Source organism: Saccharomonospora iraqiensis subsp. iraqiensis, assembly GCF_000430445.1.
In the GTDB taxonomy this organism is placed as follows: Bacteria; Actinomycetota; Actinomycetes; order Mycobacteriales; family Pseudonocardiaceae; genus Saccharomonospora; species Saccharomonospora iraqiensis.
The window spans coordinates 31,220-34,145 of sequence record NZ_KE387108.1 but is presented as its reverse complement, the minus strand read 5'-3'; the positions used below and the strand labels follow the sequence as shown (position 1 = coordinate 34,145).

Below are 2,926 nucleotides of genomic sequence, written 5' to 3'. Positions count from 1 at the left end.
GGCACCGAGGTGGCCGGGGCACTGGCCACCCGGCTCGGGCTGGCCGAACCGCCGTTGCCGTGGCACACCGACCGGACACCGGTCGCCGGGATCGTCGGGGCGCTGGGGGAGGCCGCGGGCGCGGTCTCCGGGGTGGCCCGGTCGATCGTGCAGCTCGCCGGGACCGACCTCGGCGAACTGCACGAAGAAGGGCCCGCGGGCAGCGGCGGGTCGTCCACCATGCCGCACAAGCGCAACCCCGTGGCGGCGGTGTCCGCGCTCGGCTGCGCCAAGCAGGCCCCGGGGCTCGTCGCCGACCTGCTCGCGGCCATGGAGCAGGAGCACCAGCGCGCGGCGGGTGCCTGGCACGCCGAGTGGCGGCCGTTCACCCAGCTGCTGCGGGTGACCGGGGCGGCGGCGCACTGGGTGCGCGTCAGCCTCGACCGGGTGCGGGTGGACGCCGGAGGGATGCGGGCCAACCTCGACCGCAGCGGCGGTCTGCTGCTGGCCGAGCGGGTCACCACCGAGCTGGCGGGTGCGGTCGGCCGACTGGCCGCGCACGACGCGGTGACCGCCTGCTGCGAGCGGGCCCGGGACGAGGATCTGCCACTGGCGCGGGTGTTGGCACAGGACCCGCTGGTGGGCGCGCACCTGTCGACCTCGGCGATCGAGCGGCTGCTCGACCCGGCCGGGTACGTGGGAAGCGCGGAGGAGTTCGTGCGCCGCGCCCTGGACGCACACGCCGGGGCCGCGGGCGCACCCGACACGACGGACGAAAGGTAGCGGGCACGGTGCGGGTGCATCACGTGGAGGACGGGCCGTCCGACGGCGAGGTCGTGGTGCTGTCCGGTTCGATCGGCAGCGACCTGCGCATGTGGGAGCCGCAGGTCGGCCCCCTGACCGAGGCGGGATACCGGGTGGTGCGGTACGACCACCGCGGGCACGGGCGGACCCCGGTACCGGACGGGCCGTGTTCGCTGGCCGACCTCGGCGGCGACGTCGTGGAACTGCTGGACGGACTGGGCGTCGAGCGCGCCCACGTGGTCGGGGTGTCCCTCGGCGGGATGACGGGCCTGTGGCTGGGTGCCCACCGGCCGGAGCGGATCCGGGGCCTGGTGGTGTGCTGCACCTCGGCCAAGCTGGGTACCCCGGAGTCGTGGGCGGCGCGGGCGCACACGGCCCGCACCGAGGGCATGACCGCCATCGCGGACGCGAGCATCGGCCGTTGGTTCACCGACGCGTGGTCGCGGGCGAACCCGGAGAGTGCCCGCTTCTACCACGGGATGACGGCCTCGGTGCCCGCCGAGGGGTACGCGGCCTGCTGCGCGGCCATCGGCGGGATGGACCTCCGCGACGACCTGCCCGCGATCACCGCGCCGACGCTCGTCGCCGCGGGCGCCGACGATCCGGCCACGCCGCCCGACGAGCACGGCAGGCCGCTCGCCGCGGCGATCCCGGGTGCGCGCTTCGAGCTGGTGGAGGGCGCGGCGCACCTCGGCCCGGTCGAACGGCCCGAGTTGTTCACCCACCTGATCCTGGACCACCTGCGCCGCACCGCCGACGCGACCGAGGAGTGACACCACCCGATGAGCGACGGAACCACACCCGACCCGACCCCGGAGCCGGAGGCGGCGGGCGAGCGGTACCAGGCGGGCATGCGGGTGCGCCGCGAGGTGCTCGGCGACGACCACGTCGACCGCGCCGTCGCGGGCACCACGGAGTTCACCCGCCCGTTCCAGGAGTACATCACCCACGCCGCCTGGGGCTCGGTGTGGACACGGGAGGGGCTGGACCGCCGCACCCGCAGCTGTCTCACCCTGGCCGTGCTCACCGCGCTGCGCAGCCACGGCGAGATCGCCATGCACGTCCGCGCGGCGATCGGCAACGGGCTCACCCCCGCCGAGATCTCCGAGATCCTGCTGCACACCGGGGTCTACGCCGGCGTCCCGGCGGCCAACGAGGCGTTCGCCATCGCGCAGCGCACACTCTCCGAGATGGGGGAGATCTGAACCGATAGGTTGGACTGCCATGGACGAAGGCAGCGCACGGGGCACCCACCACGTGCAGTCACTGGAACGCGGGCTGGCGGTCATCAAGGCGTTCCACGCCGGGTCGCCGGAGCTCACGCTCAGCGACGTCGCCAAGGCGACCGGGCTGACCCGTGCGGCCGCGCGCCGGTTCCTGCTCACGTTGGCCGACCTCGGGTACGTGCGCACCGACGGCAAGTACTTCGCGCTGACCGCGCGGGTGCTGGAACTCGGGTACGCCTTCCTGTCCAGCATGTCGCTGCCGCAGGTGGTGCAGCCGCACCTGGAAAAGCTCTCGGCCGAGGTGCACGAGTCGAGCTCGGTCTCGGTCCTGGACGGCACCGACATCGTCTACGTCGCCCGCGTGGCGGTGTCGCGGATCATGGCGGTCAGCATCAACGTGGGCACCCGGTTCCCCGCGCACGCGACGTCGATGGGGCACGTGCTGCTGGCCGGGCTGTCCGCGCACGACCTGGCGGAGTACCTGCGGCAGGCAAGGTTCGACGCGCTGACCCCCCGCACCATCACCTCGGCCGACGCGCTGCGGGACGAACTGGAACGGGTCCGCACCCAGGGGTGGGCTCTGGTGGACCAGGAGCTGGAGGAGGGGCTGCGGTCGGTGGCCGCCCCGGTCCACAACCGCGAGGGGGAGGTGGTGGCGGCGGTGAACCTGTCCACCCACGCCAGTCGCACCACGGCCGAGTCGGTGCGCCGGGAGCTGCTGCCCCCGCTGCTGGCCACGGCCGGGGAGATCGAGGCCGACCTGGCGATGACGCCGTCGGTCCGGGTGTCCTGAGCCGGTCCGTCGGATGAGCACCGCGGGACTGCTGCTGGCCGCCGGGGCGGGACGCCGGTTCGGCGGTCCGAAGGCGCTCGCGGAGGTGCGCGGCGAGCCGCTCGTCACCCGCGCCGTGCGGGCG

5 protein-coding genes are annotated in these 2,926 nt (G+C 74.5%); all 5 read left to right on the top strand.

The window, feature by feature from the left end; all coding sequences use genetic code 11:
• A partial coding sequence (locus ACTIR_RS23730) for a lyase family protein (protein ID WP_267879495.1) occupies positions 1-762 on the top strand: 762 nt, incomplete at its 5' end.
• Between the two features lie 8 nt (positions 763-770).
• A complete protein-coding gene (pcaD, locus tag ACTIR_RS0115620) occupies positions 771-1,556 on the top strand; it encodes a 3-oxoadipate enol-lactonase (RefSeq protein WP_026454978.1) in 786 nt (261 codons plus the stop codon).
• A 9-nt stretch (positions 1,557-1,565) separates the two neighbouring features.
• Positions 1,566-1,988, top strand: a complete 423-nt coding sequence (gene pcaC, locus ACTIR_RS0115615) for a 4-carboxymuconolactone decarboxylase (protein ID WP_052583908.1) — start codon at positions 1,566-1,568, stop codon at positions 1,986-1,988.
• Between the two features lie 19 nt (positions 1,989-2,007).
• A complete protein-coding gene (locus tag ACTIR_RS0115610; RefSeq protein WP_026454976.1) occupies positions 2,008-2,802 on the top strand; it encodes an IclR family transcriptional regulator domain-containing protein in 795 nt (264 codons plus the stop codon).
• A 13-nt stretch (positions 2,803-2,815) separates the two neighbouring features.
• Positions 2,816-2,926, top strand: a 111-nt coding sequence (locus ACTIR_RS27850; RefSeq protein WP_034240414.1) for an NTP transferase domain-containing protein, incomplete at its 3' end; no start/stop codon positions are given.